This window comes from Pseudoalteromonas sp. KS88 (assembly GCF_004766475.1).
Lineage (GTDB): Bacteria > Pseudomonadota > Gammaproteobacteria > Enterobacterales > Alteromonadaceae > Pseudoalteromonas.
This window is the reverse complement of record NZ_PYHV01000007.1, coordinates 219,233-233,858: the sequence shown is the minus strand read 5'-3', so window position 1 is coordinate 233,858 and position 14,626 is coordinate 219,233. Positions and strand designations below refer to the sequence as shown.

The following is a 14,626-nucleotide window of genomic DNA, read 5'->3' as shown; positions in this document are numbered from 1 at the left end:
ATTTCCTTGCAATAGACCTGCTATTGACGCGTAAATTCGCCTTGTTATCGCTGAAATTTTCCGGCTGGAGACCAATAAATATATTTGAGATTTAAAATCAATACATTAGTATATCTCTTAACCAGAGTTCAGGTTAACTAAATTTAAAATTAAAAGCGATAAGAATAAACTTACCGCCTTTTAAATTTAAAGTATTTGAGCAAGTAACTCAATGGGGTGTTTGGGTTTGAATTTTTCGTAACGTTTTACCTGGCTACGGCAAGAAAAACCGGTTGCCAGTAATTGCTCCGGCTTATTTTTATTTACAACACCCTTCCAACTCATACTATAAAGAGCGCGTGAGTTTTCTTGATTTTGTATTTCATGGCCGTATGTGCCGGCCATGCCACAGCAACCAGTTGCTGTTGTGTTTAATTGCAAACCTAGATCAGAGAAAATGGTTTGCCATACATTGGCTGCACTTGGCATCGCCGTTGTTTCAGTACAATGGCTTAACAATGTAAAACGAGTTTCATTTTTTATTTTATTGGCTAATGGTTTGAATGACTCTTTAGCTAACCACTCATGAGCAAGTAGCACCTCAAAATCACCTCTATCATCACCCAAAATAGAGTTATATTCATCGCGATAACACATTACTAATGATGCATCTAACCCAACGAGGGGAGCATTTATTTCTGAAAGTGAATTTAAAAATTGTGCAGCGTTTTTTGCTGTTGCTTTAAACTCATTTAAAAAGCCTTTAACGTGTTGTGGTTTTCCATTCGGTTTAAACGGCAACAAAATAGGTTTTTTACCAAGCGCAGTAATCACTTTAATAAAGCTTTCGACTAACTCAGCCTCATAAAAACTAGTAAATGGGTCTTGTACAATTAATACATACTCACTTTGTTGTTGCGAACTGAGCGTTGATAGCTTTTCAAAATTAAACCGATGTTCTTTGCTAATACGTTTGTCTAAACGAGGCGAGCTTAAAGTAGGTGTATCAACGTAGCCTACTGTTTTTTCAATTAGCTTTGATACAATTTTAGTATTCACAATCGGATTAATTACACTTGAAAATTTAGCCATAACTGGCGCACTATTTTCTATATTTCCGACTAAATAATCTTTTAATGGACGAGCATAATAACTGTGGTAATAATTTAAAAATCGAGATCTAAAAGTAGGAACATCAACTTTTATTGGGCAAGCAGTTGTACATGCTTTACACGCAAGACATTCATCCATCGATTCTTTTACTTCATGAGAAAAATCATACACGCCTTTGCTTTTATCTCGGCTGTGTTGATAGCGCTCCCACCAAGTAATAACCTCCCCTTGGTTCAGCTGTTTTTCGACTTCAAGTAGATCAATATTTTTAGACTCCTGCAAACGTAACCATTCGCGCATTAGACCCGCACGGCCTTTTGGTGAGTAGCGGCGATCACCTGTTACTTTATATGAAGGACACATTGGTGAGTTTTGATCATAGTTAAAGCAAATACCGTTACCATTACAGGTCATTGCGTTATTAAAACTGGTTTTAACATCAATAGATATTTGTTTATCAAACCAAGATCGCTTTTGCCCATCAACACTTACAAGTGAGTCTTCACTTTCAATAGGAGTGCATATTTTACCGGGGTTTATTCGGTTTTGAGGATCAAATGCAGATTTTATAATACGCAATTGCTTAAATAAGTGCTCACCAAAAAACTCAGGGCCATATTCACTTCTATAGCCTTTACCATGCTCTCCCCACATTAGACCACCGTAATTCGCTGTAAGTTTTACAACCTCATCGGAAATCAAACGTAATAGTTTTTCTTGATCTGGGTCGCACATATCTAGTGCAGGTCTGACGTGCAAAACTCCAGCATCAACATGACCAAACATACCGTATTGTAATTTATGGCTATCAAGCAAAGCTCTAAACTCAACTATAAAATCAGCCAAGTTCTCAGGTGGAACAGCTGTATCTTCAGCAAATGCTAAGGGCTTTTGCGAACCTTTAACATTGCCTAGTAAACCAACTGATTTTTTACGCATGCCGTAAATTTTTAAAATGTCAGATTTATCACTGGTTAATTGATATCCAATAACACCATTTTTTTGATGTTGAACACATTCATCCAGTAAACGGCATAAGGTGTCTACTTTATCTTTAATATCTTCAGGAGAGACTGCATTAAACTCAACCATATTGAGCCCTTGCATATCTTTATTTTCAACATCAGTTATTAAGTCCGATACTGAGTGCCATACAATATCTTGACGGGCTAAGTTAAGTACTTTGCTGTCGACAGTTTCAACTGATGTAGCGCGCGCATCAACTAAAAAAGGAGAATGGCGAAGTGCAGAATCAAAACTATCATATTTTATATTGATTAGCGTTTTAAACTCAGCAATAGGTGTAATGTTCAATTTAGCTTCAGTTACAATGCCAAGAGAACCTTCTGAACCTGTTATTATACGGCTCATATCAAATGTAAGTAAGTCATCACTAAGCACATGCTCTAAGTCATAGCCAGTTAAGAACCGATTTAAGCGAGGGAACTTATCTAATATTGCATCACGATTATTTAGAGCTACATCGAGAACTGTTGAGTATAAGTTACCTATTACAGTGTCTTGATCAGCAATCAGTTGAGCTTTATCAACATCAATTGGCGTGGTTGACATTTTAGTACCATCAACTAAATATGTTGTTAAGCCTAAAACATGATCGCTAGTTTTACCGTAAACAAGTGAGCCTTGGCCTGAGGCATCTGTATTAACCATGCCGCCAATAGTTGCCCGATTACTTGTTGATAAATCTGGTGCAAAAAAGAACCCATAAGGTCGCAAAAAGTCATTTAACTGATCTTTTATAACGCCTGTTTGTACACGTACCCAGCCTTCTTCAACATTTATTTCTAGTATTTCACGCATGTAACGTGATAAATCGACAACAATACCAGGCGTTAATGATTGACCGTTTGTACCTGTGCCACCACCGCGAGGACCAAAAGTTAACGATAAATAGGGATCATGTGATGCTGCTTGAAGCGCAATTTGAATATCTTTTTCGGTTTTAGGAAATAGAATACCTTGCGGTATTTGTTGATAGATACTGTTATCAGTTGCAGCAGTTAGACGTGAAGCATAACTGGCATCAGTATCACCAGTGAAACCTTGTTTAGTTATTGTTTTTAGGTAACTTGCGACTAAATCAGTCGCGGCATCTTGTTGACTTATAGTTGCTATCATGACGGTGATAAATTGAGGCATTTGTTTAATTATACCATGCTAATCTTCAAAATAAGTTGAAGATTTTACAGTTTGTAACACTCTTTTTATCGTATTTGAACGGCGATTTATTATACTGACTATTATGCTAATTTGGAGTTTACGATGAAAAAGTGTTTATTAATAATTGTTGGTAGTCTCTTTATGGTTTTGGGACTAATTTTTGCGGTTGTACCGGGTCCATCGTTGATCTTTTTTATTGCGGGATTATTTTGCTTTTCGTTTTATTACCCTAAAGCACGTCACTATTTGAGCTTATGCCAAAAAGCGTTGTCTAAGTCTTGTGCTTTTTTAGACAAAAAATTTGCTCGATAATGTTGCTTCAAACAAAAAATGCCAGCGAAGACGCTGGCATTTTTAATAGTCAGTAATTATTTACTTTCTAATTTTTTAGCAAGGTATAACCAAGTTTCAAGTACCGTATCAGGGTTTAGTGAAACAGAGTCTATGCCCTGCTCTACTAACCAAGCTGCAAAGTCTTCATGATCTGAAGGACCCTGGCCACAAATACCAACATACTTACCTTTCGCTTTTGCTGTTTGAATAGCCATTGATAATAGCTTTTTGATAGCTGGGTTGCGTTCATCAAATAAATGAGCAATTAATCCAGAATCACGGTCAAGACCTAATGTTAATTGAGTTAAGTCATTCGAACCGATTGAAAAGCCATCAAAGTATTCTAAAAACTCTTCAGCTAATAATGCATTTGAAGGAAGCTCACACATCATGATTACTTTTAAGCCATTTTCGCCACGTTTAAGGCCATGCTCTTCAAGTAGTTCAATTACACGTTTACCTTCTTCAAGTGTACGTACGAATGGGATCATGATCTCAATGTTGGTCATATCCATTTGATTACGAACACGTTTTATTGCTTCACATTCTAGTGCGAAACAGTCACGGAAATCCTCAGAGATATAGCGTGCAGCTCCACGGAAACCAATCATTGGGTTTTCTTCTTCTGGTTCGTATTGCTGACCGCCCACTAAGTTTGCATATTCGTTTGATTTAAAATCAGACATACGAACAATTACACGCTCTGGCGCAAATGCACAACCTAGTGTTGAAATACCTTCAACTAACTTCGAAATATAAAATTCTACTGGCGAATCATAGCCGGCAATCATACCAGTGATTTCGTCTTTTAATGCATCGGTTTGTGCATCAAAGTTTAATAGCGCCTTTGGATGAACGCCAATCATACGGTTAATGATAAACTCAACACGTGCTAAGCCAACACCTGCATGAGGTAGACGAGCAAAGTCAAATGCACGATCTGGATTACCCACATTCATCATTACTTTCATTGGTAATTCAGGCATTTTATCAACACGTGAAGTGAGAATTTCAAAATCTAAAATGCCTTCATAAATGAAGCCTGTGTCGCCTTCAGCACAAGAAACTGTAACTTCTTGACCTGCTGTAATTAGGTCGGTTGCATTGCCACAACCAACAACTGCTGGAATACCTAGTTCGCGTGCAATAATTGCAGCATGACATGTACGACCACCGCGGTTAGTAACAATTGCTGCAGCACGTTTCATGATTGGTTCCCAATCTGGGTCAGTCATGTCAGTTACTAATATGTCGCCAACTTGTACTTGGTCCATCTCAGCAATTGAATTGAGAACACGAACAGTGCCTGAACCAATCTTATGGCCAATTGCACGACCTTCAACAACAACGTTACTTGTGCCGTTTAACTGAAAGCGTTCCATCACATTTGTATCTTCGTTAGAACGAACAGTTTCAGGACGAGCTTGAACAATATAAAGTTTGCCGTCATTACCATCTTTGGCCCACTCGATATCCATCGCACGGCCATAATGTTTTTCAATGATCACAGCTTGCTTAGCAAGTTCTTCTACTTCAGCGTCTGTTATTGAGAATTTGTTAGAAAGAGTATTTTCAACATCTACAATTTCAACTTGCTTGCCATGGGCTTCGTCAGCTGAATAAATCATTTGAATTGCTTTAGAGCCAATATTACGACGAACAACTGAAGGTTTACCTTTGGCAAGCGTTGGTTTGTGTACATAAAATTCGTCTGGGTTAACTGCACCCTGTACAACCATTTCACCTAAGCCGTAGCTTGATGTTACAAATACTACATCTTCAAAACCAGATTCAGTATCTATACTGAACATAACGCCAGATGATGATTTATCAGAACGCACCATGCGTTGAATACCAGCAGATAACGCAACACCTCGGTGATCATAACCTTGGTGTACACGGTAAGAGATTGCGCGGTCATTAAATAATGAAGCAAACACATGTTTAATGGCGACCATTACTGAGTCAATACCACGAACATTTAGGAAAGTTTCTTGCTGGCCTGCAAAAGAGGCATCTGGCATATCTTCAGCAGTTGCAGATGAACGAACTGCAAATGACACATCGGCTGCTGCATCACCATGTAATTGGCTGTATGCATCGCGTATTGCTTGATCTAAATTAGGCTGGAATGGTGTGTCGATTATCCATTGACGGATATCAGCACCAACTTTGGCGAGTGTATTTACATCATCTACATCGAGTGTGTCTAGGATGTCATGAATTTTTGCATTGAGTCCTGATTGCTCTAAAAACTCATTAAATGCATCAGCAGTTGTTGCGAAGCCACCAGGGACTTGAACACCAGCGTTTGCTAGGTTTGAAATCATTTCACCGAGTGAGGCATTTTTACCACCAACACGAGGAACATCTTGCATACCAAGCTCTTGATACCAGAGAACGTATTCTTGCACGGGATCTTTCTCCAAAAAACAAATTGTAGTATTAACTGTGAGAGTTAAGAAAGAAAACCTTCTAAAAAGGTCACCTTCATTCTACACTGGCAACAGTCCATACGTAAACCGTATGGAGCCCCAATTTAAGTGAATAGGTAATAAAAAGGTTAATATGAGAACTGCATTTTATATTTCTGATGGTACAGCCATTACTTCTGAAGTGTTTGGCCATGCGACTTTGTCGCTTTTTCCGGTTGAATTTAATCATAAAACAATCCCATTCGTTGAAACTGAAACAAAAGCGCAAGAAATAAAGGAGTTGATTAATAGGACAGCCCAGCGAGATGGTGAACAGCCCTTTGTATTTTATACATTCGTTAATCATGAGCTAAGTGAAATTATTAACTCATCTTGTGCTGTCTGCTACGATTTTTTATCAACCTACAGTGACAAAATAGAAAAAGAGCTTGCTGTGGCGCCAGTACCTAAAGTACATCGTACTCATTCTATGCATGAAAAAAACTATGACTTTAGAATTGATGCTGTTAATTACTCTTTAACTAATGATGATGGCGCGAATATAAAAAACTATGCAGAGGCAGACATCATTTTAGTAGGCGTTAGCCGAAGTGGTAAAACCCCAACGAGTCTTTATCTTGCACTGCAGTATGGGATAAAAGCAGCCAACTACCCATTAACTGAAGATGATTTAGAAACGGGTAAACTGCCAGAGTGTTTAATGCCATATAAACATAAACTTTTTGGCTTAACGATTGACCCTGTCAGGCTTGCTGATATCAGGCAACGAAGAATGGCAAACTCAAAATACGCTTCACTTAAACAGTGTCGTATTGAGGTTCGTGAAGTTGAGATGCTCTATAAAAAATACAAGTTATCATACTTAAACTCAACAAATCACTCAGTGGAAGAAATATCGGCCAAAATCATATCTGATACCAACCTTGAGCGACGTAAGTACTAACTTAATTAACTTTAAATATAAAAAAAGCCACTAGATAGTGGCTTTATACTTAAAACTAAATTTTTTATTTGCGTGCATCTTTTAGTAAGTCAGCAACTAAGAAGCCGAGCTCTAATACTTGGTCAGCGTTTAAACGAGGGTCACATTGTGTGCGGTAACGTTGTGCTAAATCGTCATCTGATAAACCATAAGCACCACCAGTACACTCAGTGACGTGTTGGCCTGTCATTTCAAGATGTACACCGCCAGCATAAGAACCTTCTGATTTATGAACAGCAAAAAACTGGCTGATTTCACGTAAGATATTATCAAAGCTTCTAGTTTTATACCCTGAGGTTGCCTTTTCAGTATTACCGTGCATTGGGTCTGAGCTCCATATTACCTTACGGCCCTCTTGTTGTACTCGACGAACAAGTGCAGGCAGTTTTTCTGGTAATACATCAGCTCCCATACGCGTAATTAATGTTAGGCGACCTGGTATGTTATCTGGGTTAACGGCATCAATTAAACGAATAAGTTCATCTGGCTCCATACCAGGGCCAACTTTGACCCCTATCGGGTTTTTGATGCCTTTAAAGAATTCTATATGAGCGTGATCCAACTGGCGAGTGCGCTCACCGATCCATACAAAGTGAGCAGAACAGTCATACCAGTCACCTGATAAATGGTCTCGACGAGTTAATGCTTCTTCATATCCAAGAAGTAATGCTTCATGTGATGTATATAAAGAAGTTTCTTTTAAGCTTGGTGCTATTGAAGAATTAATTCCACACACTTCCATAAATTCAAGAGCATCTTGAATACGATCTGCTAATTGTTGGTATTTTTCTCTTAGCGGATTCGCCGCAACAAAGCCCATGTTCCAGCGATTGACCTGATGTAAATCTGCTAAACCACCTTGTGCGAATGCTCTTAATAAATTTAATGTTGCGGCACTATGGTGATACGCTGTCATCAAACGTTGCGGATCGGGGATGCGTGCTTCTTCGGTAAACTCGAAGTTATTAATAATATCACCACGGTACGAAGGAAGTGATACGCCGTCAATTGTTTCTAAATCTGCAGAACGTGGTTTTGCGTATTGACCAGCCATTCTAGCGATTTTAACAACAGGGCATTTTCCGCCATAAGTAAGTACAACGGCCATTTGAAGAAGTGTTTTAAATGTATCGCGAATATTTGCAGCATTAAAATCACTAAACGACTCTGCACAATCTCCGCCTTGGAGTAAAAACGCCTTTCCTTCGCACACATCTTCAAGTTGTTTAAATAGACTACGTGTTTCTTCAGCAAATACCAGTGGGGGTGCACTGTTTAACTGACTCTCTACGGTTTTAAGCGCATCTTGATCTGGGTACTGTGGTTGCTGGACTATTGGGTGTTCCCTCCAGCTATTTGGATTCCACGACTGCATAATATTTCCTCATTCCTACTATTACCTGATACTAAGAAATTAACGTATGCAGCCCCCCTGTTCAAGGACTATATTCGCGTATTATCAATTATTTAGTTATGACATAAATTAAAAGGTTTTTTTTAATAGTATTTTAAATGTTAGTTGTAGCTTAAAAGTGAACTAAGCCCAATTAAACCATTGATGTTAAATGGTTTAATTAAATATAGTAACTTGCTATTACTATCGAATATTGAAAAATGCAACTAGCGCCCTTAAAGAACACATCATACTTAAAGCGCTAGCAGGTGTACTCTAAGCTTTACGCTAAAAAATTACATAATTATGCGTAACATGGAAAAAGGTTGATTGTTGTGCTAGTAGGCCTTGAGAGCTAGGCTTAAGCGTTGATAAAGGATGTTAAGTATTAAAACTGGCTATCAGTTTATAGTGAAGTCTACGCTCGACTTTAATTACCAAAACAACTACATATTGATTTTTTTAGCAGTGCCATGCTTTTAGCAACTGAGCAATTTATTGCAGTGGGTAAGCCTTTTATAGAGCTAAAACTTTATTTCATTTAACAGCATTGAAACGACTGAACACAATAGACAGTTTATTATTATTACCAAAGGAACAATCCTAAACGCATTAACTCGTTTACTTATTAAAACTAGACTCCTTAAAATTGAACACGTATTAAAAATAGTTGTTTTAATTAAGCAAAAAACACATCATACTTTATGATATACAGTAGTAAACTTAGCATTGAAGTTAAATCGTAAATTAATAATCAAGGAATAGACAACTTGTTGGAAAATGATAAACTGTCAAAAACAATTCAGTATGATGTGTTCTTATGGTTTCTAAAGTGCAAATTCGTAGTCAGTTTGATTTGCTAAATGATCTAACAAATTTATTTATTGATGATTTAAAACAATGTGATTATTCCAAGGCTGAATTTTACCAGCTGCCCGAAATTGACATTAATGACGAAAAGATAGTCCCACATACTATCGAAGTAACCAAACAATCCGGTGAAATTGCGCATAGGTCGATTATAAATTCTTTTACAGATATATATAAAAAATCAGGACTTAGCTCACGCGTACTTAAGCGTCATCCAGGACTGTTAGTATTAAAGAATGCGAATAAAGAAAACCTTGTTGCACGCATACAACAACTAAATAAAGCCAAAGCAGCTTTTAAAGAGTGTATTTTATCGATTGATAATAATGATGCTCGATTTGAGGCTGTTCATAATGCAGTACCAAACTTAATTACACTTGCCGCTTACAGAAAGGTTCATTTTGAACATGAGTCCCCTTTTTCAGTTCGTTTTACTTGGATGCATAAGCATGCAACTAAAACATTAACAAAAAAAATGGCTTTAGCAATGCTCGAAAAATCTGCCGGCTATTCTAACCCTCGAATGATAGATCAACATTCTTGGCAAGCCCTTGTTGCCCAAGAACAAGTGCGCGTAGCCAGCTTAGGTGATAAAGAAAAACTTAGAATTCGTAGGCCAACTAGAGTTAGCCCGCAGGTAAATGTAAGATACACCGCAAAAAATAGATACCATGTCAGTGCAGCTTTACCCTTTATTTTAATAAACCCAGAGCCAGATGTTAAACTCGGCACTTTGCCAAATTATATTAAACCCGAAAGTCATCCAAGAAAGAAAGAGTATGATTTTTTAGTTGATAGACTGTACCTTGAGCAAGTATCTGATTGATAAAATACTATTTAATACTAATCTTATTATGTTAAATAGCCTAATTTTTTAATCTAATACAGCTATACTTCAAGCAACAAAACTATTTAGCTTTTAATACAAAAAAGCCTTTAGTAAAAACTAAAGGCTTTAATCATTAATTATCTTCGACTATTTCTTCTATTTTATCTTCATCTATCAAAACTGCATTTTCAACAATGCGTTTACCGCCTTGTATCTCAATACGTTTGTTATGTTTATTAAGCGTAAGTATCTCATCGCAGAATTGATCAGAAGGATGCATCTCATACGTATAATCAATAATGTTACCGGTTTTATCATCCTTAACATTGGTAATACTGTATTCTGAAATCGCACCCTTTTCGATTAAATCTTTCATGGTGGTCGTCATATCTCGACGTAAAGCTTTGAGTTTATTTTCAGTGATATCATCTGTTGAATAAATCGAGCCATACTTTTCCATAATTGATAATAATCTAAAATGGTATGTTTTTCCTGGAGCTGCATATCGCCAAAGGTGATATAAACGCAACATCATCCACCGCGACAATCCACGTTTTAATTCTTGAGCACTATTAAAGTAATATCCTTTGTACTCTAAATTATCAATCATGTTATGAACAAATGCGTTAAGACAAGCTACACACTTTACATTGCCGCCCTGCCCTTTTTTACCACTGAAATGTAACGAAGACAAAAAATTCATATTAGACTCGTAAAATGAATCATCTATATCTGTATTTTTTGTATCAGTTGCAGAATATTTAAAAGATAGCTTGGATCCTTGTAGAGCCTCCAATGCTTCTTTGATTTGTGGGTATGGCATTGATTGACCAACAGCTTTAAGTTCTTGAGCCAATTCATTCATTGAAAAAACAACGGCGTATTGAATACCGGACTTAAAATTAATTTTTACAATCTTACCTTTAGAAGCTAATCGAATAAGTGCGCGTTCAACTTTTTCTTCACGATCAGATGGCCAAACTAAATACTCAACATCTTCACCATCTTTTCGAGAACTAACTACTGCCGGTGTTATTTTAATCTCACCGTCGTACAAAATACCATCTACTTTTTCAGATATCTTACGGGTAATAATGGTTTTCTTAGGTGCTTCTTCTAATGGCAATTTTTTATGACCAGAACGAACAAATCGTCCCCATAAATCATAATGATTAAATGTATTAGAATAAGCACGTAATCCGTGGGCCGCATTTTCAATTGAAATACGAACATCTTTATTATCAGTAAATAAAGCTAAACTTTCATTATCGATTGCACTTTCCACCCCGTGGATTTGTCCCCGTAATGTATCGGGTAAGTTATCTACCGAGATGTTGACCTTTCGGCTCATTGTTCTTATTTCCAAATTTTATTGCGACAGCTAATAACAACACATATAGAGCTAAAAGTTAAATGTTTAAGTTAGTATAAACTTGATCTAAGTTTAAAATAAATTTTTAGATCACTATTTTACTAAGCTTGTTTAATTTTACTGGTTTGAGATCATGATTTTACTAAGGTAGCACCTATAAACCGAATTTTTACTAACTCAAGGTGTTTTGATGTCACTTAAAACCTTTATTTCAGCTAAAATTACACGACAAAATAGAGATATTTTAAATAACCCTGTGTATAAACGTGTTTTGAGTTAGCATAGATCTGATCTGTACTTACTACAGATCAGATCTATACTAATTAACTGACCACATTTGTATAAATGAAAGTGTATAACTTTTTATTTTACTTAGTAAAAATCGGATCTCAGACATACAAAATGTGCATAATATTGTGCTTAATATGTGCATAACTCCAAAGCGAAAAACTAGCTTAGTATTATCGTGATCTACCAGTTATTAAAGATCTGATCTTAACGTAGTATAAAGGTGATCCACTTTTTTGTGCTTTATTTATATAAATCATATATTTACGTTACCTTTTTCAAGCCTTAACCTTTATTACCTTATACTTTAACCATACTTAAACTTCTTTATTTATACTAAGCAATTTTAAAACTATTAATAAAATTTTTTATGTCTACTAATTAAAACCAATGTCGTCTTAAATAGTTGTTTACAGTTAATTGAATGGACATTATACTTAAAGCCTAACTTTGAGGAATAAAGCATGTCAATTCATAATAATGCATTAGCCACATATCGGCTTTTAAAAGCAACCGCAGAAGTTGCTGAAAAATCTTTAGAAGGACGTATCCAGCATTATCGTGCCCACCTAAAATCTGAAGAGAAAGAGTTAAGAACTTATACTCAAAAGGCAGCCGCTGACCTTCTAGGTTGTAATAATCGCACTTTAAAGCGTCGTCATGATAACGGTGATTTTGATGATCTTAATATAAAACGAGGGGCAAATGGTCATTATGCTTATACGTTAGTTAATATTTTTGCGATGGCTGATATCATGGATATCAAGCCTGATCACCGCTCTGAGTCAGATAAACTACAAGTTATCGTCATAAACTCTTTAAAAGGTGGCTGTGGTAAAACCACAAGCATGGTTAATATTGCTGCTGCTCTAGCAACAACAAATATTAAACGCTATAGAATTGGTATAATCGATCTAGATCCTCAAGGTTCTTCTTCAAGTTTTTTCCCACCAAGTGAGCCTGACCCCATCACTGTTGGTGATTTAATGCGTGATTGCATTGAGCTTGAGCAAGGCGAAACTTGGGAAGAGCTAGTATCTAACTCTTTTCTGCCGACTCATATTCCTAATATTAGAATGTTGCCATCAGGCATGGATGATTTTTACTTTGAGCATGAAACTGCCACTCTGCTTAAAGATAGTTCGAGTTATGATAAAACCCGCCATTATCATAAGCTGTTAGAAAAGGTGATTAACCCAGTTGAAGATCAGTTTGATATTATTTTAATAGACACTGCTCCATCACTTAACTTCATGTTTTATAATGCATTAATGTCATCAACAGCCATGTTAATTCCGGTTCACCCTGAGGCCGTTGATTTTGATGCAAATAATAAATACCTCAAACGCCTAGGAGAGATCTATCATACGGTTGCATCTTTAGGCCATGAAGGTTGGGACTTTATGCAATTCTTAGTGACCAATTATGTAAAAGGAAACCATTCCCAGCGTGATATTGTAAAAGATGTTCGTAGTGCCTTTGGTCGACAAGTTATGAGCTACCCTATTAATCACAGTTCAGCTATAACGGCGAGTTCATCCTCATTTAATACTATTTTTGATCAAAAAACTTCCGACAGTTTAGCAAGCAGAGAATCATTGATTCGCGCTCAAGAAAACATAAAAGATGTCGTTGATGAACTTGAGATGTTAATACGCTCGAACTGGCAGTCCACTCAATCTCAACTAAAAAATCCTAAGTAAGGTAGTTAACAAAAATGGCAAAGAAACGCAAAAACGACACCCGCTTAGATCCATTTGCAACAACAATTGGTAATAGTAATTTGGATGAGTTGTTAGAACAAGCTTCTGCTGGCGATGTAATAAAAATGCCTGCGCCAAGTGATCCTTCTCGCTCAATTACATTAACTTGTAAAGTAATTCCTCACGCTCAAATTAAACCAAATACAAAAGTGTATGGAAAAAATCGTCGAGTACAGGCGCTACTTAATGAAAAGTCAGTCGCTGATATTCTACCTGCAATTGCACATGACGGTCGCAATCAGCACCCAGCATTGTGTTGGGATAAAGGCGATGAAATGCTTGTACTGGCTGGTTCACGACGTCGAATGGCATGTATTTTAAGTAACGCAGATTATCTGGTGCTTAGTTCAGCTGATTTTACTGATTCAGATGCAAAAATATTGGCTGTTTCTTCCGACCAGTATATTGCTCCTAGTCTATGGGAATTAGGTCAAGCCTATCAACAAACCAGGGACGAGTTGATCAGCCAAGGTAAAAAGGGCTCATTTAGAGAAGTATCTGCAATAGAAGGGGTTTCACATACTGCAATAGCAGATGCAATTAAAGCCTATGAGAAGCTACCAGAGGCGGTGTTAGCACTTTACCCTACAGCAAATCATGTTGGTCGCGAAGTCGCTAAAAAGCTCATTGCAGCCAAAGAACGAGACGCTGAAACGTTTAATGCTCTTGTTCAAGAAGTCGCTAACGACCCTCAAATACTTCAAATTGAAGGCGATGATAAACGTGCAATGGCCGTTACTAAGTTATTAACCGCGCAAGAACAAACGGTTGGTCGCAAAGAAGCTGTTTTAGAAAATGACTTTGTAAGTGTTCAACGTAATTTAAAAAGTGGCGATTTATCTATAAAAATTGATAATAAAGTCATGACTGACAAACGGTTAGAACAACTCACAAAATTACTAAAAGCGTTCAATTAGTTAGTATAATAACGATCTGAGATCGTACTTTACTTAGTAAAATCATGATCTCAGAACTTTTTATGTTAGTAAAAAAATGATCTAAAAAGCCATCTTTTCTTCAATTTACCTTAATTGGATCAGATTTTTACCCACACATTCGTGTTTAAACCTGATTTGATCTTAAAACGC

9 protein-coding genes are annotated in these 14,626 nt (G+C 36.8%); 5 read left to right on the top strand and 4 right to left on the bottom strand.

Going from position 1 to position 14,626, the window contains the following annotated elements; translation table 11 throughout:
* Positions 1 to 186: 186 nt before the first annotated feature.
* The gene (locus tag C7Y70_RS04525) at positions 187 to 3,231 is read right to left on the bottom strand and encodes an FAD-binding and (Fe-S)-binding domain-containing protein (RefSeq protein ID WP_135473669.1); all 3,045 of its coding nucleotides are present in this window, start codon (positions 3,229 to 3,231) and stop codon (positions 187 to 189) included.
* Positions 3,232 to 3,375: 144 nt separating this feature from the next.
* Between C7Y70_RS04525 and C7Y70_RS04520 the strand changes: the two genes are divergently transcribed.
* On the top strand, positions 3,376 to 3,585 hold the full coding sequence (locus C7Y70_RS04520) for a PGPGW domain-containing protein (protein ID WP_099293256.1): 210 nt from the start codon (positions 3,376 to 3,378) through the stop codon (positions 3,583 to 3,585).
* Between the two features lie 56 nt (positions 3,586 to 3,641).
* Here C7Y70_RS04520 and ppsA read toward each other — a convergent pair whose 3' ends face one another.
* Entirely contained in the window at positions 3,642 to 6,020 is a 2,379-nt protein-coding gene (gene ppsA / locus C7Y70_RS04515) for a phosphoenolpyruvate synthase (RefSeq protein ID WP_135473533.1), read from the bottom strand.
* A gap of 154 nt (positions 6,021 to 6,174) precedes the next feature.
* On the opposite strand from ppsA, the gene C7Y70_RS04510 reads away from it, so the two are divergent.
* Entirely contained in the window at positions 6,175 to 6,984 is an 810-nt protein-coding gene (locus C7Y70_RS04510) for a pyruvate, water dikinase regulatory protein (RefSeq protein WP_099293252.1), read from the top strand.
* Between the two features lie 64 nt (positions 6,985 to 7,048).
* On the opposite strand, the gene C7Y70_RS04505 is transcribed toward C7Y70_RS04510, so the two are convergent.
* A complete protein-coding gene (locus C7Y70_RS04505; protein ID WP_099293250.1) occupies positions 7,049 to 8,398 on the bottom strand; it encodes a 3-deoxy-7-phosphoheptulonate synthase class II in 1,350 nt (449 codons plus the stop codon).
* An 838-nt stretch (positions 8,399 to 9,236) separates the two neighbouring features.
* On the opposite strand from C7Y70_RS04505, the gene C7Y70_RS04500 reads away from it, so the two are divergent.
* The gene (locus tag C7Y70_RS04500; RefSeq protein ID WP_135473532.1) at positions 9,237 to 10,112 is read left to right on the top strand and encodes a DNA replication terminus site-binding protein; all 876 of its coding nucleotides are present in this window, start codon (positions 9,237 to 9,239) and stop codon (positions 10,110 to 10,112) included.
* 136 nt (positions 10,113 to 10,248) lie between these two features.
* Here the strand turns inward: C7Y70_RS04500 and C7Y70_RS04495 are convergent, their stop codons facing one another.
* Positions 10,249 to 11,466, bottom strand: a complete 1,218-nt coding sequence (locus C7Y70_RS04495) for a replication protein A (protein WP_135473531.1) — start codon at positions 11,464 to 11,466, stop codon at positions 10,249 to 10,251.
* A 773-nt stretch (positions 11,467 to 12,239) separates the two neighbouring features.
* On the opposite strand from C7Y70_RS04495, the gene C7Y70_RS04490 reads away from it, so the two are divergent.
* Together C7Y70_RS04490 and C7Y70_RS04485 are read left to right on the top strand one after the other, a co-directional pair.
* Complete coding sequence (locus tag C7Y70_RS04490; RefSeq protein ID WP_099293244.1) at positions 12,240 to 13,478, top strand: AAA family ATPase; 1,239 nt, start codon at positions 12,240 to 12,242, stop codon at positions 13,476 to 13,478.
* A 14-nt stretch (positions 13,479 to 13,492) separates the two neighbouring features.
* Positions 13,493 to 14,455 carry a transcriptional regulator gene (locus C7Y70_RS04485; RefSeq protein WP_135473530.1) on the top strand — a complete coding sequence of 321 codons (963 nt, stop codon included), beginning with the start codon at positions 13,493 to 13,495 and terminating at the stop codon, positions 14,453 to 14,455.
* Positions 14,456 to 14,626 lie beyond the last annotated feature (171 nt).

Bases quoted from the DNA above. Each gene is read 5' to 3' on its own strand.
- C7Y70_RS04525 (WP_135473669.1), bottom strand. From the start codon at position 3,231: ATGATAGCAACTATAAGTCAACAAGATGCCGCGACTGATTTAGTCGCA.
- C7Y70_RS04520 (WP_099293256.1), top strand. From the start codon at position 3,376: ATGAAAAAGTGTTTATTAATAATTGTTGGTAGTCTCTTTATGGTTTTG.
- C7Y70_RS04510 (WP_099293252.1), top strand. From the start codon at position 6,175: ATGAGAACTGCATTTTATATTTCTGATGGTACAGCCATTACTTCTGAA.
- C7Y70_RS04505 (WP_099293250.1), bottom strand. From the start codon at position 8,398: ATGCAGTCGTGGAATCCAAATAGCTGGAGGGAACACCCAATAGTCCAG.
- C7Y70_RS04500 (WP_135473532.1), top strand. From the start codon at position 9,237: ATGGTTTCTAAAGTGCAAATTCGTAGTCAGTTTGATTTGCTAAATGAT.
- C7Y70_RS04495 (WP_135473531.1), bottom strand. From the start codon at position 11,466: ATGAGCCGAAAGGTCAACATCTCGGTAGATAACTTACCCGATACATTA.
- C7Y70_RS04490 (WP_099293244.1), top strand. From the start codon at position 12,240: ATGTCAATTCATAATAATGCATTAGCCACATATCGGCTTTTAAAAGCA.
- C7Y70_RS04485 (WP_135473530.1), top strand. From the start codon at position 13,493: ATGGCAAAGAAACGCAAAAACGACACCCGCTTAGATCCATTTGCAACA.